Source organism: Aliiglaciecola sp. LCG003, from assembly GCF_030316135.1.
Taxonomy (GTDB): Bacteria; Pseudomonadota; Gammaproteobacteria; order Enterobacterales; family Alteromonadaceae; genus Aliiglaciecola.
This window is the reverse complement of the sequence record NZ_CP128185.1, coordinates 4,206,261-4,230,840: the sequence shown is the minus strand read 5'-3', so window position 1 is coordinate 4,230,840 and position 24,580 is coordinate 4,206,261. Positions and strand designations below refer to the sequence as shown.

Below are 24,580 nucleotides of genomic sequence, written 5' to 3'. Positions count from 1 at the left end.
GTTATCAATCCTTGCTTTCCTGATCTTTCTTCATCAAATACTCTTCAAATGAAGGGGGAAGCTCTAGCGCTTCATTCCATTCAGGTAAAACTGGACTTTCCGTAAAGGGCATCAAAGAAATACCCTCTGATTGGCGCTTCAACTGCTCTGCACGGATAAAGTTATATTTTCTATGACTAATGGTATTCATGGTTGCACCGTCACGAACAATTGTCGGGCGAATGAAGACCATTAAATTACGTTTACGTTTGCTGGTGGTGGTCGATTTGAACAGGTTACCTAAAAACGGTATATCGCCAAGGAGAGGCACTTTGGAAATACTTTCCTGTACATCTTCATCGATCAGACCACCTAAGACTATAGTGCCGCCATCATCGACTATTACTGTGGTCTTTATTTCACGTTTATTGATAGCGATATCCACTGATGTCGCGCCGCTGACACTAGATACTTCTTGCTCAATCAGCATTTGAACTGCATCACCTTCGTTAATTTGCGGTGTGACTTTGAGTTTGATACCCACTTCTTTACGCTCGATAGTTTGAAATGGGTTGGCATTATTTGAGCCCGTTGAGGAACCAGTAATAATAGGTACTTCCTGACCCACAATGAAGAAGGCTTCTTCGTTATCCATGGTGGTAAGATGAGGAGCAGACAGTACATTTGAGTTTGTGTCTGTACTCACGGCTTGCAACACGGCTCCCCAACCATCTTTGACTACCCCGACCAAGAAACCGTTCACGCCGCCCAATAGAGACGCCAGACTGGTTAAGTCACCGGTAGTTGTGGTGTCATAAGAGTAGGGTTCGCCGTTATCATCAAAACCCGTAGTTGAAGTGGTCTTGTCTTCTGCTTGGTCTACAGCTACAGCTAAAGAACCTATGCCGACTACACCGTTGGTGAACTGTTGAGCGCCAAACTTCTCGCTGCCCCACTGCACACCTAGCGTAGTGCCGTCACCTTCAAATACTTCGACGATAATCGCTTCTACGGTAACTTGGGCGCGGCGAATGTCTAACTGGCGGATCACCTCTTCTAATGAGCGCATCATATCGGGTTCAGCTGTGATAACTAGCGCATTGGAGTCTGCGTGAGCGTCGATACTGACTTCTCGGTTGTTAGAGCCTCTGCCTCGGCTAGTACTTGCCGCTGCGCCTTGCTCTTCTGCTTGAATACTGGCACTGACACCCTGTAGCACTTTTACTAACTCTTCTGCCTTGGCGTAATTCACAAAAATTACCCGGGTATTACCATTGCTTTCCAGCTCTTGGTCCATTTTGGTGATCAGTTTAATTAGGCGCTGACGGGATTTGTTGTCGCCACTTACAATCACACTGTTGGTACGATCATCAGCCACTACTCGCGGGTCTGACTTGCCAGTACCAGCTTGTTTATTAGAGGATTTGTTGATGTTATCAATGATCCTGACCATTTCACCGGCAGAGGCATATTTAAGTTTTACTATCTCAACTTCTTCATCACCAGCTTGGTCAACTCGTTCGATAATCTCCACCAAACGATTCACAACAGCAGCTCGGCCGGTCAACATCATCACGTTCGATGGATCGTGACTGACGACGTTACCGCCGCCTGCTTGGTCATTAAGTTGACGTAGGATAGGCGCAAGTTCGCGTACCGGAACATTGTAAACAGGTACCACACGGGTGATCATTTCATCACCGTCAAAGGGCGTACCTTCAACTACTGGAATATTTGATGTTTTGGCGTCTTTAGAGCGCACGACTTTGAGAATTCCACTGGGCATTTCAACTACGGCAAAATCGTAGACCTGCAAAACGTTCATAAAGAATTGGTAATATTGCTCTTCCGTCAACAAGTCGTAACTGCGAACACTGATTTTGCCTCGCACGTTAGGGTCAACAATAATAGTTTTATTCAAGTTCCTACCGACGATATTAATAAACTCGGTTATTTCGGTATTTTTAAAGTTGGGTGAGTATTCCGCAGCACTCAAGTTTGCGGAAACTGACAAAATAGCTGCGCATGCTGCTAAACATAAGCCTTTAAATATACTGCGGCTTGTTTGCCTCATAGAGTTATCCTTATATATCCTGTTCATTGTCTTCCTCTGCTGGGAAGTCCAAATACAAAGTGAGTAATTCCTCACCTCGATTAATTGTCAATTGGAGTGCCTGAGCTTCGCTAAGTTCAGCCATTGCTTCTAAAGCTTGTTGTGGGTCGGTCAAATCTAAACCATTGATTTCAGTAACAATGTCACCCGCGACAAATCCAGCGCCTTTAAATAAAATTGGGTTCTTACCGGGTGCGATACGGTAACCGACTAATTGGCCATTTGGTGTGTGCGGAGTGATTTGGATGTAGTCCATGAAACTAGTCGGGCTACGTTGTAATTCTCGTGTTGATTCGGCAATCTCTGGTGAGAGTAACTTATACTCTTCTTTATCAATGGTTTCACCATCGGCGATACTGGTCATAGGCGGTTGAAATACTGGCTTCTCAGAGCCGTATTCTATGCCGTCTAACATTAAGGTTTCTCGGCGCGGACCGTTCTTAATAATAACGCGGTCTGCATAGACTTCATGTAATGTAGCATTAGTGCCATCGATTTCGTCCTCGATGCCGTAGGTATTCTGTAAGCCTTTATTTTGGATAATAGCCGCGGAGATGTTCGCGTCGTCGCTGGCAACTACACCGGTTAGAGTTAGGTTTAATTTGGTTTCAGGCGCGTCTGTCACCTCTTCCTTAACCTCTTCTGGCGTTGCAGTTAGATCACCAAACAAATTGAGACTCTTTAATTGGGCTAAATTAATTCTACCGTTATCGGTTTTCTTCTGCGGTAAGTTTGTATTTGTTTGGGTCGATTGTGCAAATGAGGATTGCGGGCTAGGGATAAGACGCCAAGTCATATCTGCAAGGAAGGCCAGAAGATATAAAACTAGCAAAATTACCACCACAAGGCTTAATTGTGATTGATATTTACTAATTTGCAGCCATATATGGCTAAGGTTGGTACTACCGACAGTCATTCTTTGTCACTTCTGGGTCATTATATGCACGGTTAATCAGGTCAATGATAACCAGTAGACTAGAGGGCCACAACTATTAAACACTAAAATTACATTTGAAAAGTATGAAAAACGTTAAAGATAACCAATCAAAAGAAATTATCAGGTTGGATAAGTGGTTATGGGCCGCCCGATTTTTTAAAACTCGTTCCGTTGCACGAGACATGGTGCAATCCGGTAAGGTGCAATATAATGGGCAAAGATGCAAGCCAAGTCGCAATGTTGAGTTAGGTGCGACTATCATTTTACCCTCAGGTTATGACAGTAAAGAGGTCGTAGTAAAAGAGCTCACTGAACACCGACGGGGTGCGCCTCAAGCGCAAAATCTCTATGCAGAGACCGAACAAAGTATTGCCCAGCGAGAGAAAAATGCGCAAGCACGCAAACTGAGCGCTTTTCATAGCCCTAAGCCTGATACGCGGCCGGACAAAAAAGCACGGCGTAAAATCATTCAATTTAAACAGCAGTAAGAGAAAATTATGTCTCATTTTGATCAGCTACACCGCTATGTATTTAATAAAGCTAATGTTCGCGGTGAACTTGTGCAGTTACAAGAAAGCTTCGCCGCGATTCTAGCCTCTGATGATTATCCTCCAGTGATCCAAACCCTACTCGGTGAATTAATGGCAGCTACTTCATTATTGACCGCTACTCTAAAATTTAAAGGTGATGTCGCGGTTCAGCTGCAAAGCGAAGGGGTGGTCAAATATGCCGTGGTCAACGGTACCGAAGATCAAAAGCTACGTGGTGTGGCGCGCTGGGACCGTGCGATTACAGAATTGCCTGAATCATTAGCAGAACTGATGCCTAAAGGAATTTTGGTGATTACTATCACGCCCACCGAGGGTGAACGCTATCAGGGAATGGTTGCACTAGACAAACCCACCTTAGCAGAGTGCTTAGAGGGCTATTTTAATCAATCTGAGCAATTGGCCACTCGGGTTATTCTAAAAACCGACATTAAAGGTGACAAGCCAAGCGCCGGTGGATTGTTCCTGCAAGTTCTACCAACTAGTAGCGAAGCCAGCCAAGTCGCTATGCGCCCAGAGTTTAGCCATTTGGCTACTTTGAGCGAAACTATCACCACAGACGAATTGTTGCGTCTGCCAGCTAGTGAAGTGCTGCATCGACTCTATCATCAAGAAGAAATAGAACTGTATAAACCACAAGGGATCCAATTTAAGTGTACCTGTAGCAAAGAGCGCAGCTCCTTGGCCATTGCTAACGTTGATAAGCAAGAGTTGTTAGATATTGTCGCGCAAGAGGGAGCCGTAAAGCTCAACTGTCAGTATTGTCATCAGGAATACAGTTTTGATGCCATTGATATTGAGTCGATTCATAGTGGGGCTTACCCTCTGCCTGACCAAGCCCAATAGGAGCAGCTTAGATATATGAGAGTTTGAGTCATCATTTTAACCAAGCTGATGGCTCAGACTATATTTAGTGTATGCCTTGCCAATAATTTAAAGCTTTCCCTCCAATATTCGACTAGCTTGCACAGCCTGAGTCGCTGTCCAGCATTAATGAAAATTTTACATGCCGGCTTAACCATATGACAAAAAACGTCCGTTCATTAAATTAGATTGCCCAGAGTTTCTTAGTGAAACCTGCATTTTTATTGGGCTGGATGCAGAATCCTCAAGTGGTATAGGTGTTGCTTGTTTAAATGTGAATCAAACGGCAGTTTCGATGAATCATATTTGACTGCATAACCGGAGGAATCATGTCAAACAGTACAATGTTAAAGAATAAAACACTGGCAATTATTGCTACTAATGGTTTTGAGCAAAGTGAATTGCTAGAGCCAAAACGTGAGCTAGAGGCACGTGGGGCTAAAACCCAGGTTATTTCAATTAATGGAAATGACAGTATCCGTGGATGGGATGAGAAAGATTGGGGCGATAGTGTGAGTGTCGACAAACAAATTGAAGATGCGAACCTTGCTGATTATGACGGCGTGATTCTTCCGGGTGGGCAGATGAATCCGGATATTCTGCGTACCGATGAAAGCGTTGTCGCCTTTATAAAATCCGCAGCGCAGCTGAGTAAAATCAAAGTGATAGCCTCTATTTGTCATGGACCTTGGCTTTTAGTTGAAGCTGGTTTAGTAAAAGGCAAGCAAGTTACCTCTTATCCTAGCATCCGTACTGATTTGAAAAATGCGGGGGCCAATTGGCAAGATAACACTGTAGTGACGGATGGAAAGCTGGTGACCAGCCGTAACCCTGATGATATTCCAAACTTTGTCGATGCTATCAGTCAAAAATTAACCAGCTAATCTAGGCTGGATTAAGGATAAATCGAATGAACGATGAAAAAGTAGTATTGATCACTGGGGCCTCAAGCGGCATAGGAGCCGCTACTGTTGATAAAGTCATAGAAGCCGGTCACAAAGCTGTTATTACAGCTCGCAGCACCGACAAACTCAACGAAATAGCCCAGCGTTGGGGTGCAGATAAGGTATTGCCAGTAACGGCCGACGTGACTATTCTTGAGGAAGTTGAAAACGTAGTTGCAAAGGCCAAAGAAAAATTTGGTCGTATCGACGTGGTTTTTGCCAACGCAGGCACGGGTGCCAAAAGTGCAGGTATTGAAGAGGGCGATCCACAGGAGTGGAAGACAATGTTGGACGTCAACATCAACGCCCTATTGTTTACTGCCAAAGCGAGCTTGCCGTTGTTAAGAGAAGTGCAAGGTCACTTTATTATTACCAGCTCTATTGCTGGTAAAGTAACTCTAAAAGGGTCTGTATATGGTGCTTCAAAGTGGTTCGCCTATGGATTTGGACAAAATCTGGCAGCAGAAATGGCTCAGTGGAACGGACGCTGCACAACGATATGCCCTGGCATGGTAAACACGCCTTTCTTTGACGAACCTAAGCCTGACAAGCTAGATCCTAGCGATATAGCTGATGCTGTTGTCTATGCCATTTCAGCAAATCCTCGATGTGATGTAAGAGAGATCACTTTGATGCCCACAGGGTAGAATGGAACAATAGCAAGGTTTTCGATTCACCTCGCCCGAGCGCTTGTATACAACAAGTGTTCGGCAATTTTTAACAAGTTAACATTCATCAAGCTCCAATCACCAACCGCAAAGCTCTATTAAGTGATTGGTGATAGTTCTAATCGCCTAGACTAAAGCGCTATAAAAGCGGCGCAACCTTAGATGTAAAAACACCTACTTTTGGCTAGAGCTTGTTAGGTATTATCTGTGTGCTATTGAAGTGGTAAATAAACACAGGCTTCGAGTCCGCCTTCGGGATGATTGCTGAGTTTTATGCTGCCGTTGTGCAAACTAACAATGCGCTTGATAATCGCTAAGCCCAAGCCGGAACCGACGCTTCCTCGGGCTATATCACCTTGGGTAAAAGGTTGAAACAGGTTTTCTATTTGATCTTCAGGAATACCCTTCCCATAATCACGCACACTAAAGAAAATCTTTTGATGGGCTTTATCCACACCACTGCTGATTAAAATGGTTTTGCTACCATATCGAAAAGCGTTTTCGATCAAATTGTCTAACACTCGCTTAATTGCTACTTTCCTGATCATGATGTTTGGCATGGGCGTTAAAGCCGTGTCTATGTGGTGATGCTCTTCAATGTTACGGGCTTGTACCACATCTTCTATCAGCTCGTTGAGGGGTAATTTCTCCCGCCTCTCCCTTGTATCTTGTCGGACGTAATCAATAAACTGATCGATAATGTCATTCATATCTTCTATATCGTGAACAATACCGTCTTTGATCCAATCCTGTTCTTCCGGCAGCATCTCAGTGGCCAGTCTAATCCGGGTTAAAGGCGTACGTAGGTCATGGGATATTCCCGCGGTGAGCAATGCGCGGTCATTCTCAAGTTGTTTAATTCCTTTGGACATTTGGTTAAAAGCACTGGTCACCGCTATGATTTCAGTTGAGCCCTGTTCAGCAAGTGGTGCAGGAACATTGCCTCTTCCTACCTCCAAAGCGGCGACCTGTAGGGCATGTAAGGGCTTATTTAAACGTCGCACAAAAATCCAGCCGCCGGCCACACTCAAAATACCAATAACTAATAAGTAAATGGTAAGCGGTGAAATATCTCCTTCGGTGGAGCTGACCATGGGGATACTGATCCATATATTTGGGTCTTGCGGTGGATTCACCCAAATTAAAAATGGCTCGGTTGCAGAAATGCGCACATCGGCTTCGCCACCCAAGTGCTCGGATATCTGTCGAGATACAAACTGATAATAGACTGCCTGTTGCAAGCCATTTTCGATTGCTTCTGAGTCTGAATAAATTTTAATCTGGGTGGCTGAGTATATGTGCCTTTGCGTAGCAGGATCGTGGTAATCTACCTCATCCAGAAAGACCATATTGATTTGATTAGCAATTAGCGAATTAATTTGCTGGTAGTTTGGGCGGATGAAATAGTAAGTTACCGATAAATAGGACACTACCTGATTAATCAGCAGCAAAATACCAATCAATAAGACCGTTTGACCAAAGGCACTTTTGGGTAACATTTTCACAAGCTAAATCAGGCTGTCAGGTTACTGGGCTTCACCATCGGGCACAAATACATAACCCAAACCCCATACCGTTTGAATATAGCGAGGGTTAGCCGGATCCACTTCTAGCATGCGTCTGAGTCTAGATACTTGAACATCAATACTACGCTCCAAGGCACTGTAATCGCGGCCTCTTGCTAGATTCATAAGTTTATCCCGAGATAAGGGCTCACGAGGATGGGTGACCAAAGACTTTAACACGGCAAACTCGCCGCTGGTAAGAGTGATAAGTTCACTACCAGACATCATTTCGCGAGTAGCTAGATTAAGTTTGTATTTACCGAACTCAATAATTTGCTCTTCCATCGAAGGAGCACCGGGCGCTTCATTCACTTTGCGGCGCAGTACGGCTTTGGCACGAGCCAGTAATTCCCGAGGATTGAACGGCTTGGGTAAATAGTCATCTGCACCCATTTCCAAGCCAATAATACGGTCCACTTCATCGCCCTTGGCGGTCAGCATAATAATCGGGATTTCATTTTCTTTTTGGCGTAAACGACGGCAAATTGATAAACCATCTTCTCCGGGTAACATTAAATCTAGAACTAGCAAATGAAAATTTTCACGCTCGAGTAATCGATCCATTTGTTCAGCATTTGCGGCACCACGCACTTGGTAACCTTGTTCTGCAAGGTAGCGCTCTAGCAGACTACGTAGACGCATATCATCATCTACCACCAATACCTTTTGTGTCTCATGTCCCATTGTGTGCCCTTTACAAATACCATTGTTATGATTGCACTATAAATCAAACAATTGGAATTCAAAAGGCTAGACATTCAGATTCCCTTGATGCTTTGTTACAAATTGTAATCGGTTAATATCGACAAATGCTTGCGAGATAGCAAGCTGCCTTTAGTGGTTGGGCGAAAGGCAGCATGGTGTAAATGCAATGGTTCGACTATCGCTGTATTTGTTGTGGTTTATCGGTGGCGCTATTTTCCTTAGGGTTAGATTCAAGCTGCTGTTTTCTTTCCAATAACAGCTGTTTGTCATATTTTAATCCTTCAGCTGTAAAGTTGTATTCAGGTGCCTCATAAAAATGCGGGTCATCCTCTTCGTCATAGGCTCCTATTGCCTCATTTAATGCCACGTCGGCAACGAAGCCTATGGCAGTGCAACCAGTTAAACTAAATCCAATTGGGGTCATTAATAAAAATAGCGCTATAGATTTTTTCATTTTAATTTTCCTTTGCCAAACAATGTTAGACATACTATCGGGAAACGTTTCGACGAACTGTTCGAGTTTGTAGGGCATTCTTAACAATTGTTTACATAATCATTGGCTTATTGAGCTTATGTAATTTATAAATGAGCAGCAAATACGGCAGAAAGAGTGATACCAATGAAATATAAGAGTCTACCTCCCAGCTTTTTGGAGTTACTACGTACCCTGATCCGTTATCCTAGTGTGGTGAGTGCGGAGCATGCATTTTTTCGAGTTTTACAACGAGAGTTGGAAGAGCGAGGGGCCAAAGTGAGCTGGTACGAAGGTGTGCTGGTGGCCCAGGGTAATGATCCTATGTCGACCATGTTTTCTGCCCATATCGATAGGCATGGGCTTATTTGTACCGGTCCAAATGAATTTCAATATGCCGCTTTTGTTGCTGGAGCACGTTCTGATTTATTAGGAAATTCGGTTAGCGAAATGCTGATGCAAAAAATAGTCGAACGCTTTGATACCGAAGACGTGTTTGCTTATGAGCCTTGGTCTGGGGTATATCGTGGTAAGGGAATGATTGATGGTGCTTATATATGCCCATACCGAAACAACCTAATATTCTCAGTCACTGGCTTAGAGCACATGGTCGCTGGCACCCCTGTGGCATTTACTGACAAACTAACGGTGACAGATAATGCACTTGTTGGACAACTTGATAATGTGCTTACCGCTGCGGCCTTGGTGTATATGTTTGAACGAGGCTTCCAAGGCACAGCATTTTTCACCGCCCAAGAAGAAGCTGGCAAAAGTTGGCGTTACTTGTTGGAGTGGTTTCGCCGGTTTGGGGGCTCTACTAACCAACTTTTTGTGGTGGATACTAGCCCTTACCCAGATTTTCACACCGCTTCCCAACAGGATTTGGTATTGCGCAACAAGGATGCCAATGCAGAATTTAATCCGCAACTTAATCATAGATTAGTGGAAGTGTGTCAATCCTTAGGGTTTAGCTATCAATTCAAAGATAGCTACGTTGATGAACAAAACAGGATGCTTCAGGAAAAGGGCTTACCGCTGGCGTCGTTAGGCTCGACAGAAATGGGCCGGATCATAAATGCATCCAACGAATTAGTTGATGGTACGACCCTACAAATTCCCTCTTCTGGCTACCATACCATGTCAGAATCAGCGCCATTAAAATCGGTAGCGGCCTTTTTAGCTGTGTTGGAGCGTTTAGGGAATATTACCTAAAGGCGATTTAGTCAGAAAAAAGTGAGTAACTAGGATAAAGGATTGAGAGGCCACCTAGAGGTTTATGGAATGAATTACAATTGCTGTTGAAATTTCACCACAAAACCTTGATTCGTGGTGGAGCTTACGCTTACCACCAACTCGTTATCTTGGTTAATGTGATATTCAAGAATCTGTGGAAAATCATGCTCGAAATTAACAAACTTAGCGGTGCGCGACTCACAACTTTCGAGTTTAAAAGCAACGGGTAGGTTATTACTTGGGACTTTGGCCAAGTAAAATATTTCGCCGTTCATGTTGATTAAGCGAAGCTGCTCTTGATGAATGGCAGCGGCAGAGTGGGTTTCACCCTTGCCTTCAAAGGTGTTATCGGTGGCCCGCTGCCAAGTTTCCCAAGTTTGATCTTTCTCGGTTTGGCTGTGCCAGGTACCCAAGATCCAATCCAGCGAATCTAATGAATTACATTGAGCTTGAAGATCAGATGTGATTAGTAAACACAAAAGCAGGGAAAATCGGAGGGCCATCAATCTTACCTATTTAACTTGGTTAGTCGTGAGTATAGCATCCATTACCCAACTGGTATGCGCGGCGCTTTGGCCAAGACTCGGGTGAGCATGAATACCCGCTAAGTGATCGGCTATAGCTTGCACAAAAGGCAGTTGAATAGGTGTGGGCTTGGGCATTTGCGCGCTTGCACATCCATCTTGAGCGAGTAAGCTAGCAGGCATATCAGAGAAAATACCAAAGCGGATGCTGCCTTTGGAGCCGAGGATTTCCATTTGGTCCTGATAGCATTCACTGGCAAAATTCCAACTTCCTGAACCAGTAGCACCACATTCAAACAACAGGCTCGCCACTATAGCGTCAGATGCACTGTAGAGTGCTTGTTGATTGGTGGCAAAGCCCTGAGCTTTGCGCACATTCCCCAGTAAAAACGTCATGATATCAATACCATGGCTGGCTAAATCATCAAAGTATCCGCCTGGCGCTACATGCTTGTCAGTGCGCCAGTTTGGCCTGCCGTCCAAGTCAATCTGGCTAGGGGGCCGAGAGTAGCGCCAATCGATATGTCTGACTTCTCCAATTACACCCTCGGTAATCCAGTTTTTTATTTGCACAAAGCCAGGCAAGGAACGGCGATAGTAAGCGACAAACAAGGGTAAATTGTTAGTGCTAAAAGCATCTAAAATTTGTTCACACTGTTGATGGTTGACCGCCATAGGTTTCTCAATACAACAGATTTTGCCAGCGTTAGCGACTTCTAGGGCGAGCTCTAGATGGCTATCTGGCGGCGACGCTATGTAGACAGCATCTACGTTAGGATCATGTATTAGCTTGCTGGAGTCAGTATAATAGCAAGGTACATGGTGTCTTGTAGCAAAGTCTTGGGCCTTGCCAGGTGTGCGAGCACTTACTGTATGCAATTCAAAGCCGGGAACTTGTTGATAAGCAGGACCACTTTTAACTTCGGTAACGTCACCGCAACCTATTAATCCCCATCTAATCATGTTGCACCCTAATAGCTATTTTTCAGTTACCCAATCCATTTGAAAACCCGCTTTACGCTTACGTTCAAGTAAATCTTCAAGTAATGGCGACAAAATCAATTCCATAGCTAATCCCATTTTTCCACCAGGTACCACAAGGGTGTTAATCCGAGACATAAAGGCACCGTCAATCATCGTCAACAGGTATGGAAAGTCAACATTTCGCATTTCACGTCGGAATCTAACTACCACGAAACTTTCATCTTGGGTGGGAATTTCTCTGGCGCTAAACGGATTCGATGTATCAACAGTGGGCACCCGCTGAAAATTAACGTGAGTATTGGAGAATTGCGGCGTGATGTACTGAAAGTAATCATCCAAGCTACGCACAATACTACTCATCACCGCTTCGCGGGTGTGACCGCGGTCTGTGGTGTCGCGAATGATTTTTTGAATCCACTCTAAGTTAACTATGGGTACCATGCCGACCAACAAATCAACATGCTTGGCCACATCGGCTTCAGGTGTGGTTACACCACCATGTAATCCCTCATAAAATAATAAGTCAGTGTTTTCAGGTAAATCTTGCCATGGTGTAAAGGTGCCGGGCATTTGATTAAAGGGGACGGCTTCATCAAAGGTATGTAGGTATTGGCGATGCTGGCCTTTTCCCATTTCACCATATTGTGCAAACAACTTTTCAAGCATCACAAAATCATTAGCTTTGGGACCAAAATAGCTAATGTGCCGACCCTGTTCTTGGGCTTTGCGGATCTCTACTTCCATCTCTGGACGGGTAAAACGGTGAAAACTGTCACCCGCCACAGAAGCAGCATTGACATTTAAATTGCGAAAAATATGTCGGATCGCATTTGTAGTGGTTGTTGTGCCAGCACCAGAAGAACCGGTGATCGCAATAATGGGATGTTTAATTGACATAGTGAACGCTTTGCGGCAAAAAGAGCACTAGTTATAAGCAAGCCCAACACAATGGTCAAGCGATTTGCTACTAAGTTTGCATTAAAAGCCGGTTGTGGAATGGTTATTTAGTTGCTGAAAATGGGTTATTTAAGCCGACTTTTGCCCCAAGTGGAAATCATCAACTCTACTAAAAATGCGGTATTTAAACCGAATACAATAAGGCCGTTAACTGCGCTCAACGAACCTAGTATGCGCCATTTTTCGCTCATCAAAATATCGCCATAGCCCAAGGTTGTAAAAGAAGAGATGGCAAAATAGACTGCTGTTTCAATATCAGCAAATTCACCTATATAGATGAATGTTAAGGCCCAAATCCAAGTGTTAATGGTAATACCTAACACCAGCCAGAGTACCGAAACCACCATAATCGTAATATTTCTGATACTGCGAGTCACATCGGATACAGCATGTTTAACCCGCGCAAAAAAATATGCCAGCACACCTAAAATAACGACCTGCACGATGATGGTTAGGGTAATAATGGCTGCACCGAGTAAAAGTTGGACTAACATAGGGGCATGGATTCTCCATCTAAGAGGTGCTGAAATTTAGATAAACACTTAGTCATTTGAAATGACTTAAAGTCTTCACTATAAGTCATTGTATTAGCAATGCAACCCTTTGCAAAAGAGCAATTTGGACAGGTTATGGCAACCTAATATTAGCCGCCAACCGTCTAGGAGATACTGGCCTTTGATGGGAATGCTTTGTGGATATAAATTAGCCTGTGCAGTCTAGACATGACTGCCCAGTTATTTGCAAAAGGTTGACAGGTACAAGGCCTCTACTTTCTCCCGTGCCCAAGGTGTGCGACGTAAGAATTTCAGACTGGACTGAATACTGGGGTCATGGGTAAAACACTTTATTTTTATCCGCCAACCCAAGCCCTCGAATCCATAATGGTCGTGGAGCTTTTCGAGCATCACCTTTAATGTGATCCCATGTAGGGGATCACTATGGGCACCATTGCTACTATCAGATTGTTCAGTCATACCGATTTCTACTTGTTTTTTTGTTCACGATCAACTGCGCGATAAGCAATGTCATGGCGATAAAACCCGTCATTCCAGCTGATTTTTTCAGCCAGTTTGTAAGCGTTCTGCTGCGCTTGGGTGACCGACTCTCCTAGCGCTGTAGCACACAATACGCGTCCGCCATTGGTAGTTACCTGGCCATTTTTCATTATTGTACCAGCATGAAATACCTTGCCTGGTAATTGAGCCGCTTCGACCAACCCATGAATCGGGTCACCTTTCGCATATCCAGCAGGGTAACCGCCTGCGGCTAAAACAACACCCACAGCCGCTTGAGAACTAAATTCAATTTCTGCTTGGTCTAATTTTGCCTCAGTGGCCAGTAAACACAAATCGACTAAATCAGATTGCAAGCGCAACATAATGGGTTGGGTTTCCGGATCGCCGAATCGACAATTATATTCGATTACCTTAGGCGTACCGTCGGCCATAATCATCAAGCCAGCATAAAGGAACCCTGTGTATGGATTGCCCTCGGCAGCCATGCCGTTCACCGTTGGATAAATGACTTCGTTCATGATGCGCTGATGAATTTGCGCTGTGACTACAGGTGCGGGTGAATATGCGCCCATGCCACCGGTGTTTGGACCTGTATCTCCATCCCCAACTCGTTTGTGGTCTTGGCTGGTGGCAAAAGGCAAAACATTTTTACCATCAACCATCACGATAAAGCTGGCTTCTTCACCATCCAAAAACTCTTCGATGACCACGCGACTACCGGCATCACCAAAAGCATTGCCAGCTAGCATATCGCGAATGGCGGATTCAGCTTCTGCTTCGCTCATTGCTACAATCACACCTTTCCCAGCCGCTAAACCGTCGGCTTTTACCACTATAGGCGCGCCTTGTTGTTTAACATAAGCCAATGCAGGTTCGATTTCAGTGAAATTCTGATACTCCCCTGATGGGATCTTGTGTCGTGCCAGAAAATCTTTAGTAAATGCTTTAGAGCCTTCTAATTGTGCGGCAGCCTGAGATGGGCCAAATATGCGTAAGCCTGCGGCTTGAAATGCATCAACCACGCCCAATACCAATGGGGCTTCAGGGCCAACAATGGTGAGGTCAATAGCATTATCTTTGGCAAATTTTAGTAGGCCAGTAACATCTTCAGCCTGAATTTCGATATTGAAAACTTTGTCTTCTGTTTGCGTGCCGGCATTTCCCGGTGCAACAAAGACTTGTGTTACTTGATTAGATTGGGCTGATTTATACGCTAGGGCATGTTCGCGGCCACCGCCGCCGATGATAAGTATTTTCATAAGTCGGGAATTTTCTGACTAGTTGGGAACGCTATAATGTGGAGATAGATTGTACAGAATAATTAGTCAAAAAGCGTGTTTAATTGACACGCTTTTAGGTCTGTTTGTCAGCAAGTTAAGATTGATGGTCGCTTTTCAATTTCGACAACTCTTGGTTAAGCTGATATTTGTCATCTGTGACTATCGCTTCCAAGGTGTTTAAACGCTCTTTCACCGCCTGCAACTCTTTGGCAAGGTCGTCGACTTCTGTGGAACCAGATTGTAATTTAATTTTGGCTTCAGCCATTTTTTGTTTATGACTAAATACCATACCAATAATGACTATCGGCAAAACAAAAACGATCAAAATGGGTAATGCATCTCCCATAGAATTTCTCCAGTTATTAGTTGAGTACAAGCTAACTTGTTAATTTAATATGATTGAAGCAAAAAGAATACCAAATATAAATGCTTAAAAAACAGTAAGTTAAACAATCAGTGTAAGGTTAAGTTGGTTATCCCAACCATTGATTGGTCAAAAGTACTATCAACTAAAGGTTTTTGCAATTTAACGGTGGTAAAGAGTTTAAGGATAAGTGATTTGTAGATAGAGAAGTGACGTTACTGCAATGTAAGGGGGATGGCACAGGGAGATGCAGGTAGAGGCTAAAGGGGCGCACCCACGGCATCATGTATTACAGTGAGCGCTCTTGCTGTTAGCTCAAAAAAAGCCCGGCTAAAAATAGTGCCGGGCGAGTTGAACGATATGTTAGAGCAGTAAAGCTTAGTGTCTGAAATGGCGCATGCCAGTAAACACCATGGCAATATTGTGCTCATCAGCAGCCGCTATAACTTCGTTATCACGCATCGAACCACCGGGTTGGATAACCGCAGTAATGCCCGCCGCAGCCGCGGCATCAATGCCATCTCTGAACGGAAAGAAGGCATCAGAGGCCATCACCGAGCCCTTGACTTCAAGGTTTTCATCAGCGGCTTTAATGCCAGCAATCTTGGCTGAATAAACGCGACTCATTTGTCCAGCACCCACCCCAATCGTCATACTATCTTTGCAATATACGATTGCATTTGATTTAACATATTTGGCAACTTTCCAGGTAAAGAGTAAATCTTTAATCTCCGATGGAGTTGGTTTGCGCTTACTAACAACGGTCAAGTCTTCTTCATCCACCATACCGAAATCGCGTTCTTGAACTAACAAGCCACCATTAACCCGTTTGAAATCAAAGCCGTCGGTAAGCTGACCGTGCCAATCACCACATTCTAATAGGCGAACGTTTTGTTTCGCAGCTACAATGTCTACAGCTGCTTGGCTAACGGATGGGGCTATGATCACCTCAACAAACTGGCGGTCAACAATAGCTTGAGCTGTCTTGGCATCTAGTTCACGGTTAAACGCGATGATTCCGCCGAAGGCCGATGTGGGGTCGGTTTTATATGCCCTGTCATAGGCGTCAAACAAATTGTCACCCAAAGCAACCCCGCAAGGGTTGGCATGCTTGACGATGACGCAAGCAGGCTGGTCAAACTCTTTGACGCATTCTAAAGCGGAATCCGTATCGGCAATATTATTGAAAGATAGCGCTTTGCCCTGTAGTTGCTTAGCGGTAGCCACAGATGCTTCTTGAATGTCATTTTCAACATAAAATGCCGCTTCTTGATGACTGTTTTCACCATAACGCAAGTCTTGCTTTTTACTGAACTGCATATTAAATGTGCGAGGAAACTCACTGTGCTGATGACCACAATCTGATTCACATTCTGAAGAATCAATACGGGCGCCAAAGTAATTGGCAATCATACCGTCATATTCAGCTGTGTGTTCAAATGCCGCAATGGCTAAATCGAAGCGGGTCTTGTAACTGACAGAACCTTGGTTGGTAGACATCTCGTCAAGCACTCGGGTGTAGTCTTTGGCGTTAACTACAATAGTCACGTCTTTGTGATTTTTCGCCGCTGCACGAACCATAGTCGGACCGCCGATATCTATGTTCTCAATCGCATCTTCCAGATCACAGTTTTCATTGGCAACAGTGGCAGCAAAAGGGTAAAGATTAACCACTACTAGGTCGATCGGCTGGATGTAATTTTGCGCCATTACAGCTTCGTCAATACCTCTGCGTGCTAAAATTCCCCCATGAACTTTGGGGTGAAGTGTTTTAACCCGACCATCCATGATCTCAGGGTGTCCCGTGTAGTCAGATACTTCAGTTACCGTCAGGCCAGCATCAGCCAGTAATTTTGCTGTACCACCAGTTGAGAGTAGCTCCACACCTAGTTGGGAAAGTTGGGTCGCGAATTCAACGATACCGGATTTATCAGAAACACTTAGCAGTGCGCGACGGATAGGATTTGCAGATGTCATGCTTATACTCGCAGTAAAATATCTAATTTGTTGACCAAATAGTCAGGTGTCTTCTAAACGAAAAGAGCACCCTAAGGTGCTCTTTCAATGCCTGGGAATTCCCAAACAATTAATTCATGCCGTATTGCTTTAACTTCTTGCGAAGTGTACCACGGTTGATTCCCATCATGATAGCTGCACGAGTTTGGTTGCCACGTGTGAAAGTCATGATTTCTTCCAACAAAGGTGCTTCAACCTCTGCCAGTACTAATTCATAGACATTTTCAACATCAGTGTTGTCCAACTGCTTAAGATATTTATTAACAGCTTGTTTAACGGAGTCTCTCAGAGGCTTTTGAGCCTGAGTTTGAGAAGGCGTAGTCACCGTAGTGGTGAAAGGAGAAGTCACATTTTGATCGAACATAAACATCGTGCTCTTTAGTTAATAAAAATTATGCAGCAGGTGGAATCGAAAGATTCGAATTACCCTCTGCCAGTTGCTCAAAATAGGTATTCAACACATCGACTTGCTGTTGGGCATCCTCAATGGCATTGAATCTGGCTCGAAACACACGCTCCTTGTCGTGATCCGCTAAATACCAGCCCACATGTTTGCGGGCAATTCTGGCTCCCATGAATTCACCATAGAACTGGTGAACATTACTGAGATGTTCGAGTAACATATCTCGAACCTCAGCTATTTTTGGCGCGGGTAGCTCTTCGCCGGTTTGCAGATAATGTAATATTTCACGGAATATCCAAGGGTTACCTTGGGCACCGCGTCCAATCATCAGACCATCTGCTTTTGTGTACTCCAATACCTGCTTTGCTTTAACAGCACAGGTAATGTCACCATTAGCTACCACCGGGATAGATATGGATTGCTTAATGAGCGCAATCGTATCGAATTCGGCTTCACCTTTATACATACAAGCTTTTGTGCGGCCATGCACGGCTAAGGACTGAATACCATTGTCCTGAGCAATCTTAGCGATTTCGACACCGTTTCGATTGTCTTGGTTCCATCCTGTACGAATTTTAAGTGTTACTGGGACATCCACAGCCTTTACCACTGATTGAATAATCTCTTCCACCAGTTTTGGATATTGTAAAAGTGCTGAGCCGGCCATTTTCTTGTTGACCTTTTTAGCAGGGCATCCCATGTTGATATCAACAATCTGGGCACCGTTACTAACGTTTAACTGTGCAGCTTGCGCCATAAGATGAGGGTCAGCCCCCGCAATTTGCACCGAACGAATTCCAAATTCGCCCGAATGATCCATGCGTTGACGTGATTTTTCCGTATTCCAAACTTTCGGATTAGACGACAACATTTCTGACACCACAAGCCCAGCGCCTAAGCGCTTACACATTTGCCTAAAAGGTCTATCTGTGACACCTGCCATAGGTGCCAACATGAGATTATTGTCTAGTACATATTGACCAATCTGCATGAGCTTAATAAGACCTTAAAATAGAACAAAAAATGTTCAGCTAGCCAAAACGGCCGCTATATTACGGTTTTTTGAACGCTTTGAAAAGGCTATTATTTAAACAAATTTGTCTTTTATTTGCTTCGCAGGCCTTGACAGCCGTGGATTCACATGGTCTGAGTGCTAACTGTCCGAATTTTAAGAAAATTGTAACAACAAATAATCATATAAATAACATTGTGTTATCTTTAGTAACACTGTGCTACGAAAATCGACTAAATTGTTTTTTTCTGTCCGGACACTCTTGCCCACTCACCCTCAATCGCAATAGGTTGCATGACAAAGTCTTGGGCATACAGTAGATTAATCTCTTCGGCTTGATTAGCAAGAATGCCTGACAGCACTATCAAGCCACCGGGCTTACAATAATCTGTAATAACTGGGCGCAATTCTCTTAAAGGGCCAGCTAGGATATTGGCTAAAACCACGTCCGCTTGGGTTTGCGGTTGATCTTTGGGTAAAAAAACAGTCAGTCGGTCAGCAATATTATTGCGACCAGCATTGTCCATGCTGGCAAGTAGAGCTTGAGGGTCGATATCAATTCCAATCACAGATTCGGCACCCAACTTTAATGCTGCGATACCTAAAATACCTGAACCACAACCAAAATCCACTACCGTTTTATGCTCAAGTTGCAGGCCATCTAGCCATTGTAAACAGAGTGAGGTAGTGGGATGGGTGCCAGTACCAAAGGCAAGGCCAGGATCTAACATAACATTGACTGCATTTGGGTCAGGGACATCTCTCCAGCTAGGGCAAATCCACAGGCGCTTACCGAATTGAATAGGATGAAAATTCTCCATCCACTCTCTTTCCCAGTCTTTATCTTCCAAGGGATCCATCTTGTGAGTAAAGTTTTTGCCCAAGATCTTAGATTTTTCTAGTTGAGAAATGACCCGTTTCATGTCAAATTCAGCATCATATAGACCCACCACCTGTGTATCTGGCCATAACATGACTTCACCGGGTTTAGGTTCATACATCGGAGTATCTTTAGCATCGACGAATGTGACTGCTTGGGCACCATTTGCAGATAGCATGTCACCTATTTGCTCGGCAACTTCTGCTTGGGTATTAATTTTTAACTGGATCCACGGCATAAGATATTCCTGATTTATAGAGGGGCAATAGTATCAAAAAATTCCTAATTCGGCTTGCCAAAAAGTATTTTATCCTTGTATTTAGGGTCATAAGTCGAATCAGCATTGGGCGGAAGTTCCTTGGGGTAAGCTTGTTTTTATTTGCTAGCCCAATGGTCTTGGCCAAACCAGAGCCGGTTTTGGTTGCAGTAGGATGGAATAAGCCCCCTTATGTTATTCAGCAAACCCAAAGCGGGTTTGAACTAGAGCTTGTCAGCGCGGTGCTAAAACAAATGGGTTACGAAGTGAAATTTGTTTTTGTACCCTACGGCCGTTCTTTTGAGTTGCTCAGGCGCGGAAATGTCGACGCGGCTATTACCATGAGTGACAAAATAGCGATGGAAAACGTGTTCTTGACTGACCCTTATGTTGCCTATCAAAACGTCGCAGTAAGTTTACTCGAAGAAGAATTAACGATTCATGATGTGGATGATTTAAGGCCCTATTCAGTGTTGGCATTTCAAAATGCGCAAAGCTTGCTAGGAGATAAATTTTTTATGATGGCAAGCAATAACCCGTTTTATTCAGAAGTACCGGATCAGCTTCGTCAGGTGAAAATGTTGTTCGGTCAAAAGGTTCAGGTGATTGTGTTAGATGTCAATATTTTTAGCTACTTTAGCCGTCAAAAGTCCCTTTCTAAGCAATTTCGGAAAGTCTCAATCCATCCGCTTTTTGAAATCAATCGCTATCGAGTGGGTTTCGGTAAGGCCGTTTTACGTGATCAGTTCAATTTGGTCCTGGCAGCTTACACCCAATCTCCGGAATACCGTAAGCTGCAGGAAAAATATTCGTTCTAAAGCTTTACTGGGTTAAAAACTCGCGGATGTCTTTGACTAAAGCTTCTAATGAGGGTTGATGAATATACATCATGTGCCCTGCTTCGTAATATTTCATGGTGACGCGGTTTAAATCAATGCCATTGTGATTCATTGAATGCTCAGTTGCGAAAAATGGTGTAGCTAAATCATAGTAACCGTTGGCCACGAACACCCTAAAATCTTTGTTTTGGCGCATGCCCGTTGCAATGAAGGGTGTGACATTTAAAAATCCCTGACTGCGGGCCGAGCCACCATATAGCCAATTCCAATTACTAAACACTTCTCCACTGAGGATATTATAGGGTTCATCCCGTTTAACATTGATTTCATTGGCGAAGTAATATTGGGTGGCTGCGGTATAAGCGCCATCTATTGCATAGGATGAGGGGTCTGCTTCCATACTATCGGAGACCGCATCTGCATCTTCACCCAGATAACGACTATCCAATCGACCAATTACTTTGCCTTCATCTCGGAGTAGCTCTTTCATAAAAAAGAATTCTTTGATACGCAGATCGGTTTGGCGAATGTAACTTTTTTTCAAACCGGTGAATGAATGCAGCTTTTCCACTACGTCATTCACTTGCTGTGTGGTGGCTAACGCGCCTTTAAGTAAGACGCTGGCATATTCGTTCAGGGCAAAATCACGACTATCCTTGATAAAAGCATCTAAGGTTTGCCATTTGGACTTATCTGGTACTTTTCCATGATACCAGGCCGTAGCGGCATAGGTAGGTAGAAAGGTCACATAAGGTAAATCGTTGCCTGGAGTAAAGTCGCCGGTTTGGAAGTCAACAATGGAAGAAATAAGCATAATGCCGTTCAGATCAATTGATCCCCAACCTTCTTGTAGTTCTCTGACCATAGCCCCTGCGCGGGTAGTGCCATAGCTTTCACCAACTAAATACTTAGGAGAATTCCAGCGATTATTCTGGGTGATATAAATGCGGATAAACTCAGACATAGCTTGGGCATCTTCTTTCACTCCCCAAAACGTCTTGCCTTCGTTGCTGCCCAAAGGCTTTGAATAACCTGTACCAACGGGATCGATAAAGACTAGGTCGGCACTATCTAATATACTCAGTGGATTGTCGGCTAAATTAAAGGGAGCCGCGCCTACACGCTCTGCATCACTTGGTAGGACTACACGTTTGGGACCGAAAACACCCATATGTAACCAGACAGAAGACGATCCTGGTCCGCCGTTGAAAACGAAAAGCAAAGGTCGACTGGTGCTATCTTTAGCGTTAGTTCGAGTGTAAGCAACATGGAAAATACTGGCTTTAGGCTTGCCTTTAGCATCCTTTAAATAAATGTCTCCAGCGCTAACCTGATAACTTACGCTGCTGCCATTAAATTTGCCTTTGTGGTCCGTCACACTTATGAGCGGCTCGGGGATCTCAAGTTCCACTTTATTTGCTTCATCTGGAGCGCTAGTGGCGGCGGCGCTAATCAACAGCAGTAAACTTAGTAGCAGAGCAGGATATCTCATTGTCTTAACCTTTATATAGACATGCGTAGGCACGTTTCATCAAATTAATACACCAACAGCACGCCCGCTTGTAACGACCTATGATGAGGTGAATGGCATCTGAATGTATAACATCACTCTAAGGAAGCGACAACTAAGGAGCGATATGTCGTGCAAAATTCGGGGCAAAACATCATTCGCCCCTGGTTGACGCAAGGATTTACTGTGCCGACGTAGTGGTAAAACGGTTTTTTTACGGCTGTAAAATACAGGATGGTAAAAATAAACACCTTTGAATTGGCAAGGTGGAAACGCTGAATATTTCTTGTTGGAGTTGATAATGTCAATAATTTCATGTCGTTAGGTGTATTTTGGGGGTAAAGGATCCAATAATATTGTCAGATATTATTTAATTATTTGTAAAAATTAGTTTGACTCTAGCTGAAAGTGGTGTATTCTTCGCCCCAGCTAAAGAAAGCCTAGTTACAGATCTCCATTTCGTTGTTATATCGTTGTTCTTCGTCCTGTAGTTTCTAAGTCCCGGTCTATTTTATGCTAAACCCGCCAAATTTTTGGCAATGTTAAATTAATTACAGGAATATACACATGTCTGATAAAGTTGTAGGAACAGTTAAGTGGTTCAACGAAGATAAAGGTTTTGGTTTTATTGAGCAACAGTCTGGTCCAGACGTTTTCGCTCATTTCCGTTCAATCGTTGGTGACGGATTCAAAACTCTTAAAGAAGGTCAAAAAGTTGAGTTCACTATTGGCCAAGGCCAAAAAGGTCCTCAAGCTGAGAACATCCAAGTTCTTTAATTAAATATTTTAACTGATTTATCAGTTAGTATTTAAGACAAATTCTTAAAAAAGGCAATCCATGGGTTGCCTTTTTTTTATGCTTTGAAAATCCCTTATTTAGCTAACCAACACACTAAAGTCACCGTCCAACGCTGAATATTATTTCCGTATAGTCTGCACTGCATAATCATTGTGCCATCCCAGTCCTGAGTTATTTACACTCAGCTTGATTTATACACACACCTTCGCGATTAATATCAATGGATGCCTTGGCTATTTAGAATTCTAGCACTAAGGCCCAAGATGAGCTTTGCCCCAAATGTGGTACTTGCCCATGACAGCCATTTTAAGTGTGTTGATCAGTTTCAGGTGATTCAACATTGCGGTTTGAAACGGCAAGAATTGTTTGCTGCTAGTATTGAGGTTGTTTAGCCAGGTTTTTGATAAGCCTGCCAGTGGTTAAACCGGCAGTCTAAGGGGACTATGAAAACGGCGGTCCGTTTCGAAATCCTTAAGTCGTATATAAGTATGGTTACTTAAGCAGCACAAACGGATGTATAGCCCATATTTATGCTGGCTTGAGTTCTAATAGGTTATCTAACAGTTGCATAACAGAACGGCTAGCGTTCTCCATTGCTTTTAGATGTTCTATGCCTTTACTAAGATTTCCAGCCTGAACCTCTTTAATAGCAGCAACACCATTTCGATGGACTTCTGAATGAGGCCTATCGAGATCTCTAAATGCTTGATTGTTGCTGAATTTTGATCGACCTTCGGTCTGATACCATTCACCTAGTCGACACATAGTGTGATCGGAAAAATCATCGGCAGATTTGTTATTTGATCCAAATAGCAAACCGTATACATCACTTTTCCAGACGATGTGATCGAGTTTAACGGTTTGGATAAAGGAACGATGTGATGAATCTGTAATTGCTGATTTCATGATCGTGCTGAAATCAACTATGGACAGGTAGTATTCGTTTAACTGATTGACGTTTAGGGAAAGTTGTTGATTGTTATCTTTTATTTCATCAACTGAGCCAACCGCTTCTTTGGTCGATTTGATGATATTACTAACTAATTCTGCGACTTCGCTGGCAGACTTGTTGGTTTCATTGGCTAACGAACGAACTTCATCGGCTACCACGCTAAATCCTCTACCGGCATCCCCAGCCCGTGCAGCCTCAATGGCAGCATTTAGGGCTAGTAAGTTGGTTTGGTCTGAGATGCTGGTAATAGTAGTCACAAACTTATTGATGCTATCGGCAGTATCGGACAAACCAGCAATGCTGCTTGTCATCCCGCCCATCTTTACACCCATTCCATTCATGGCCTGAACTATTTCATTCAAGGAAACCGATGAAATATCGAATAATTCATTCATTTTCTGAATAGATTCGGATTCCTGTTCAACTTTTTGAAACGACTCTAAAACAGTTTGTCTGATCCCTTCAACCTGTGACAGTGAATCAATGGCGCATTGTGCCAGCAAAGTTTCATATGTGTCACCGCCTCTATCACTGTCTTTTTGGGCATCAGATCGCAACTGGTGATTTTCTGCTGTTAAGCCATCGACTTGCTCTAATAACTGCTCAACGCGCTTTTCTAGCGTCTGTTTTTGTTCTTCACATAATTTATACTTAGTGGCCATTACGAACATGTTTTTTGTCCTTGAGGTTCAGGGTTCTATTGGGAACAATTTGTGATATAGATTACCAGCCTTGAAGGCTTTGTCCAATTATGCTTCGC

General features: G+C 43.7%; 25 protein-coding genes. 7 read left to right on the top strand and 18 right to left on the bottom strand.

Annotated elements, in window-relative coordinates:
• Positions 1 to 4: 4 nt before the first annotated feature.
• Together gspD and gspC are read right to left on the bottom strand one after the other, a co-directional pair.
• On the bottom strand, positions 5 to 2,053 hold the full coding sequence (gene gspD, locus QR722_RS18500; RefSeq protein ID WP_286284464.1) for a type II secretion system secretin GspD: 2,049 nt from the start codon (positions 2,051 to 2,053) through the stop codon (positions 5 to 7).
• A gap of 10 nt (positions 2,054 to 2,063) precedes the next feature.
• Complete coding sequence (gene gspC / locus QR722_RS18495; protein WP_286284462.1) at positions 2,064 to 3,008, bottom strand: type II secretion system protein GspC; 945 nt, start codon at positions 3,006 to 3,008, stop codon at positions 2,064 to 2,066.
• Between the two features lie 104 nt (positions 3,009 to 3,112).
• On the opposite strand from gspC, the gene hslR reads away from it, so the two are divergent.
• The 4 genes from hslR (at position 3,113) to QR722_RS18475 (ending at position 6,032) form a co-directional block, all read left to right on the top strand.
• On the top strand, positions 3,113 to 3,517 hold the full coding sequence (hslR, locus tag QR722_RS18490; RefSeq protein WP_286284461.1) for a ribosome-associated heat shock protein Hsp15: 405 nt from the start codon (positions 3,113 to 3,115) through the stop codon (positions 3,515 to 3,517).
• A gap of 9 nt (positions 3,518 to 3,526) precedes the next feature.
• Entirely contained in the window at positions 3,527 to 4,423 is an 897-nt protein-coding gene (gene hslO, locus QR722_RS18485; RefSeq protein WP_286284460.1) for an Hsp33 family molecular chaperone HslO, read from the top strand.
• Positions 4,424 to 4,770: 347 nt separating this feature from the next.
• Positions 4,771 to 5,325 carry a type 1 glutamine amidotransferase domain-containing protein gene (locus QR722_RS18480; protein WP_286284459.1) on the top strand — a complete coding sequence of 185 codons (555 nt, stop codon included), beginning with the start codon at positions 4,771 to 4,773 and terminating at the stop codon, positions 5,323 to 5,325.
• A 26-nt stretch (positions 5,326 to 5,351) separates the two neighbouring features.
• Positions 5,352 to 6,032, top strand: coding sequence for an SDR family oxidoreductase (locus QR722_RS18475; RefSeq protein WP_286284458.1), 681 nt, complete (start codon positions 5,352 to 5,354; stop codon positions 6,030 to 6,032).
• A gap of 233 nt (positions 6,033 to 6,265) precedes the next feature.
• Here QR722_RS18475 and envZ read toward each other — a convergent pair whose 3' ends face one another.
• The 3 genes from envZ to QR722_RS18460 all read right to left on the bottom strand — a co-directional run bounded on the left by envZ (position 6,266) and on the right by QR722_RS18460 (position 8,777).
• Positions 6,266 to 7,558: a two-component system sensor histidine kinase EnvZ gene (envZ, locus tag QR722_RS18470; protein ID WP_286284457.1), complete on the bottom strand. Its 1,293-nt coding sequence runs from the start codon at positions 7,556 to 7,558 to the stop codon at positions 6,266 to 6,268.
• A gap of 21 nt (positions 7,559 to 7,579) precedes the next feature.
• Positions 7,580 to 8,302 (bottom strand): osmolarity response regulator transcription factor OmpR, encoded by a 723-nt coding sequence (gene ompR / locus QR722_RS18465; protein ID WP_286284456.1) that lies wholly within the window; start codon positions 8,300 to 8,302, stop codon positions 7,580 to 7,582.
• A 196-nt stretch (positions 8,303 to 8,498) separates the two neighbouring features.
• Entirely contained in the window at positions 8,499 to 8,777 is a 279-nt protein-coding gene (locus QR722_RS18460) for a hypothetical protein (protein ID WP_286284455.1), read from the bottom strand.
• Positions 8,778 to 8,942: 165 nt separating this feature from the next.
• On the opposite strand from QR722_RS18460, the gene QR722_RS18455 reads away from it, so the two are divergent.
• Positions 8,943 to 10,007, top strand: coding sequence for a peptidase M42 (locus QR722_RS18455; RefSeq protein WP_286284454.1), 1,065 nt, complete (start codon positions 8,943 to 8,945; stop codon positions 10,005 to 10,007).
• A gap of 74 nt (positions 10,008 to 10,081) precedes the next feature.
• Here QR722_RS18455 and QR722_RS18450 read toward each other — a convergent pair whose 3' ends face one another.
• The 11 genes from QR722_RS18450 to prmA form a co-directional block, all read right to left on the bottom strand.
• A complete protein-coding gene (locus QR722_RS18450; RefSeq protein WP_286284453.1) occupies positions 10,082 to 10,531 on the bottom strand; it encodes a DUF6265 family protein in 450 nt (149 codons plus the stop codon).
• 9 nt (positions 10,532 to 10,540) lie between these two features.
• Positions 10,541 to 11,515: a Gfo/Idh/MocA family protein gene (locus tag QR722_RS18445; RefSeq protein ID WP_286284452.1), complete on the bottom strand. Its 975-nt coding sequence runs from the start codon at positions 11,513 to 11,515 to the stop codon at positions 10,541 to 10,543.
• Positions 11,516 to 11,530: 15 nt separating this feature from the next.
• Positions 11,531 to 12,433, bottom strand: coding sequence for a phosphoribulokinase (locus QR722_RS18440; RefSeq protein WP_286284451.1), 903 nt, complete (start codon positions 12,431 to 12,433; stop codon positions 11,531 to 11,533).
• 125 nt (positions 12,434 to 12,558) lie between these two features.
• Positions 12,559 to 12,987, bottom strand: coding sequence for an ion channel (locus QR722_RS18435; RefSeq protein ID WP_286284450.1), 429 nt, complete (start codon positions 12,985 to 12,987; stop codon positions 12,559 to 12,561).
• Positions 12,988 to 13,227: 240 nt separating this feature from the next.
• Entirely contained in the window at positions 13,228 to 13,467 is a 240-nt protein-coding gene (locus QR722_RS18430; protein WP_286284449.1) for a VF530 family protein, read from the bottom strand.
• A gap of 8 nt (positions 13,468 to 13,475) precedes the next feature.
• Positions 13,476 to 14,768 carry a phosphoribosylamine--glycine ligase gene (gene purD / locus QR722_RS18425; RefSeq protein ID WP_286284448.1) on the bottom strand — a complete coding sequence of 431 codons (1,293 nt, stop codon included), beginning with the start codon at positions 14,766 to 14,768 and terminating at the stop codon, positions 13,476 to 13,478.
• 115 nt (positions 14,769 to 14,883) lie between these two features.
• A complete protein-coding gene (locus tag QR722_RS18420) occupies positions 14,884 to 15,135 on the bottom strand; it encodes a hypothetical protein (protein WP_286284447.1) in 252 nt (83 codons plus the stop codon).
• A gap of 396 nt (positions 15,136 to 15,531) precedes the next feature.
• Entirely contained in the window at positions 15,532 to 17,130 is a 1,599-nt protein-coding gene (purH, locus tag QR722_RS18415; protein ID WP_286284446.1) for a bifunctional phosphoribosylaminoimidazolecarboxamide formyltransferase/IMP cyclohydrolase, read from the bottom strand.
• Positions 17,131 to 17,239: 109 nt separating this feature from the next.
• Entirely contained in the window at positions 17,240 to 17,533 is a 294-nt protein-coding gene (gene fis / locus QR722_RS18410; RefSeq protein ID WP_286284445.1) for a DNA-binding transcriptional regulator Fis, read from the bottom strand.
• A 28-nt stretch (positions 17,534 to 17,561) separates the two neighbouring features.
• Positions 17,562 to 18,563 (bottom strand): tRNA dihydrouridine synthase DusB, encoded by a 1,002-nt coding sequence (gene dusB, locus QR722_RS18405; protein WP_286284444.1) that lies wholly within the window; start codon positions 18,561 to 18,563, stop codon positions 17,562 to 17,564.
• Between the two features lie 254 nt (positions 18,564 to 18,817).
• Positions 18,818 to 19,702 (bottom strand): 50S ribosomal protein L11 methyltransferase, encoded by an 885-nt coding sequence (gene prmA / locus QR722_RS18400; protein ID WP_286284443.1) that lies wholly within the window; start codon positions 19,700 to 19,702, stop codon positions 18,818 to 18,820.
• 131 nt (positions 19,703 to 19,833) lie between these two features.
• On the opposite strand from prmA, the gene QR722_RS18395 reads away from it, so the two are divergent.
• Positions 19,834 to 20,538, top strand: coding sequence for a substrate-binding periplasmic protein (locus QR722_RS18395; RefSeq protein WP_286284442.1), 705 nt, complete (start codon positions 19,834 to 19,836; stop codon positions 20,536 to 20,538).
• A gap of 4 nt (positions 20,539 to 20,542) precedes the next feature.
• Here the strand turns inward: QR722_RS18395 and QR722_RS18390 are convergent, their stop codons facing one another.
• Positions 20,543 to 22,051 carry a S10 family peptidase gene (locus QR722_RS18390; RefSeq protein ID WP_286284441.1) on the bottom strand — a complete coding sequence of 503 codons (1,509 nt, stop codon included), beginning with the start codon at positions 22,049 to 22,051 and terminating at the stop codon, positions 20,543 to 20,545.
• A gap of 585 nt (positions 22,052 to 22,636) precedes the next feature.
• Between QR722_RS18390 and QR722_RS18385 the strand changes: the two genes are divergently transcribed.
• The gene (locus QR722_RS18385) at positions 22,637 to 22,846 is read left to right on the top strand and encodes a cold-shock protein (protein WP_286284440.1); all 210 of its coding nucleotides are present in this window, start codon (positions 22,637 to 22,639) and stop codon (positions 22,844 to 22,846) included.
• A gap of 550 nt (positions 22,847 to 23,396) precedes the next feature.
• Here QR722_RS18385 and QR722_RS18380 read toward each other — a convergent pair.
• Complete coding sequence (locus tag QR722_RS18380; RefSeq protein ID WP_286284439.1) at positions 23,397 to 24,491, bottom strand: methyl-accepting chemotaxis protein; 1,095 nt, start codon at positions 24,489 to 24,491, stop codon at positions 23,397 to 23,399.
• Positions 24,492 to 24,580: the final 89 nt, after the last annotated feature.

Excerpts from the sequence above, each read along its gene's own strand:
- QR722_RS18390 (WP_286284441.1), bottom strand. The coding sequence starts at position 22,051 with ATGAGATATCCTGCTCTGCTACTAAGTTTACTGCTGTTGATTAGCGCC.
- QR722_RS18475 (WP_286284458.1), top strand. The coding sequence starts at position 5,352 with ATGAACGATGAAAAAGTAGTATTGATCACTGGGGCCTCAAGCGGCATA.
- purD (WP_286284448.1), bottom strand. The coding sequence starts at position 14,768 with ATGAAAATACTTATCATCGGCGGCGGTGGCCGCGAACATGCCCTAGCG.
- QR722_RS18435 (WP_286284450.1), bottom strand. The coding sequence starts at position 12,987 with ATGTTAGTCCAACTTTTACTCGGTGCAGCCATTATTACCCTAACCATC.
- QR722_RS18460 (WP_286284455.1), bottom strand. The coding sequence starts at position 8,777 with ATGAAAAAATCTATAGCGCTATTTTTATTAATGACCCCAATTGGATTT.
- QR722_RS18450 (WP_286284453.1), bottom strand. The coding sequence starts at position 10,531 with ATGGCCCTCCGATTTTCCCTGCTTTTGTGTTTACTAATCACATCTGAT.
- ompR (WP_286284456.1), bottom strand. The coding sequence starts at position 8,302 with ATGGGACATGAGACACAAAAGGTATTGGTGGTAGATGATGATATGCGT.
- QR722_RS18380 (WP_286284439.1), bottom strand. The coding sequence starts at position 24,491 with ATGTTCGTAATGGCCACTAAGTATAAATTATGTGAAGAACAAAAACAG.
- QR722_RS18385 (WP_286284440.1), top strand. The coding sequence starts at position 22,637 with ATGTCTGATAAAGTTGTAGGAACAGTTAAGTGGTTCAACGAAGATAAA.
- fis (WP_286284445.1), bottom strand. The coding sequence starts at position 17,533 with ATGTTCGATCAAAATGTGACTTCTCCTTTCACCACTACGGTGACTACG.
- QR722_RS18455 (WP_286284454.1), top strand. The coding sequence starts at position 8,943 with ATGAAATATAAGAGTCTACCTCCCAGCTTTTTGGAGTTACTACGTACC.
- QR722_RS18420 (WP_286284447.1), bottom strand. The coding sequence starts at position 15,135 with ATGGGAGATGCATTACCCATTTTGATCGTTTTTGTTTTGCCGATAGTC.
- gspC (WP_286284462.1), bottom strand. The coding sequence starts at position 3,008 with ATGACTGTCGGTAGTACCAACCTTAGCCATATATGGCTGCAAATTAGT.
- gspD (WP_286284464.1), bottom strand. The coding sequence starts at position 2,053 with ATGAGGCAAACAAGCCGCAGTATATTTAAAGGCTTATGTTTAGCAGCA.
- hslO (WP_286284460.1), top strand. The coding sequence starts at position 3,527 with ATGTCTCATTTTGATCAGCTACACCGCTATGTATTTAATAAAGCTAAT.
- prmA (WP_286284443.1), bottom strand. The coding sequence starts at position 19,702 with ATGCCGTGGATCCAGTTAAAAATTAATACCCAAGCAGAAGTTGCCGAG.
- purH (WP_286284446.1), bottom strand. The coding sequence starts at position 17,130 with ATGACATCTGCAAATCCTATCCGTCGCGCACTGCTAAGTGTTTCTGAT.
- QR722_RS18445 (WP_286284452.1), bottom strand. The coding sequence starts at position 11,515 with ATGATTAGATGGGGATTAATAGGTTGCGGTGACGTTACCGAAGTTAAA.
- QR722_RS18480 (WP_286284459.1), top strand. The coding sequence starts at position 4,771 with ATGTCAAACAGTACAATGTTAAAGAATAAAACACTGGCAATTATTGCT.
- QR722_RS18430 (WP_286284449.1), bottom strand. The coding sequence starts at position 13,467 with ATGACTGAACAATCTGATAGTAGCAATGGTGCCCATAGTGATCCCCTA.
- hslR (WP_286284461.1), top strand. The coding sequence starts at position 3,113 with ATGAAAAACGTTAAAGATAACCAATCAAAAGAAATTATCAGGTTGGAT.
- QR722_RS18440 (WP_286284451.1), bottom strand. The coding sequence starts at position 12,433 with ATGTCAATTAAACATCCCATTATTGCGATCACCGGTTCTTCTGGTGCT.
- dusB (WP_286284444.1), bottom strand. The coding sequence starts at position 18,563 with ATGCAGATTGGTCAATATGTACTAGACAATAATCTCATGTTGGCACCT.